Consider the following 1277-nt stretch of genomic DNA (forward strand, 5'->3'; position numbering starts at 1 on the left):
CGCGGCGGCGGCACCGATCGCCTCGGTCCGGCCCGAGGCGTCGCGCAGCGCGTCGCCCAGCGCGATGAGCGCACGGTGGCGCGCCTCGGTGGTGCGCTCCAGCGTGATGTCCTCGATCATCGCGGTGGTCTGGAGCCGGTCGCCCAGCGCCTGCGACACGAGGTTGACCCGGGCCCAGATGATGCGGCCGTCGGCACGGCGGTAGCGCTTCTCCAGGGTCTCGCGCAGGACCTCGCCGGCGGCGAGGCGCCGGTGCAGGGTGTCGCGCTCGGCCGCATCCTCCTGCGGGGTCCACAGCGCCACCGACCGGCCGACGATGGCGGCGGCCGGCGCACCCCAGATGGCGCAGAGCTTGGCGTTGACGCTCAGCACCTCCAGGCTGTGCGGATCGAGCTGGACGATGCCGACGTTGGCGCCCTCGAAGATCGCGCGGACATCGGCCTCGGCGCGGTTGCGCTCGCTCAGGTCGAGCATCGCGCCGACCATGCGCACCGGCGTGCCGTCCGCGTCGCGGATCACGTAGCCGCGGTCGAGCACGTCGGCGTGGCGTCCGTCGGCGCGCAGGAAGCGGTATTCGAGGCTCCAGGCGTCGCTCCCGCCCCGGATCGCGGTACCGAGCGCCGCCTCGACCCGGTCGCGGTCGGCCGGGTGGACCTGCGCCAGCCACCATGCCCCGGTGGCGGCCTCGCCGTCCGGAGCCCAGCCGTAGGCGGTCTGGAGCGCCTCGTTCCACGTGACCGTGTCGGCGACGAGGTCCCAGTCGCGGATCGCGTCGCTGGTCGCCCGCGCGATCAGGCGGTAGCGCTCGCGGACGGCCTCCGAGGCGAGGTCTGCGACCTTGCGCGCGGTGACGTCCCGGACGCTCCCGACGATCCGGTTGGCCCGGCCGCCGGCGAGCACCGGACGGCCGCAGATCGCGACCCAGCAGGGCGCATCGTCGGGCCGCGCCAGCCGGTAGTCGCCGCCGAACCGCCCGTCGCCCTCCGGGTCGAGGGCGGTGCGCAGGTCGGCGGCGGCGCGCATCCGGTCGTCCGGGTGGATCGCCCGCAGGAAGGTCCGCGCCAGGTTCGCCGGCTGCGCTGCGTCGAGCCCGAGCAGCCGGCGGGCGTGGGCATCGCAATCGAGGCGGTCGGCGAGCGGGTCGTAGTCCCAGATCCCGATCTCGGTCGCCTCGATCGCCAGCCGCATCAGCAGCGCGCTCTCGCCGAGGCGGACGGTGGTGGTGGCGCGCGCCGCGAGGGCTTGGCGCTGCCGGGCGAGGCGCGCCTCCCGACGGT

1 protein-coding gene is annotated in these 1277 nt (G+C 75.6%); it reads right to left on the minus strand.

The features are described 5' to 3' along the window. A partial coding sequence (locus FV223_RS27890; RefSeq protein WP_147729908.1) for a PAS domain-containing protein occupies positions 1-1277 on the minus strand: 1277 nt, incomplete at both ends.

It is taken from the genome of Methylobacterium sp. WL116 (assembly GCF_008039455.1).
In the GTDB taxonomy this organism is placed as follows: Bacteria; Pseudomonadota; Alphaproteobacteria; order Rhizobiales; family Beijerinckiaceae; genus Methylobacterium.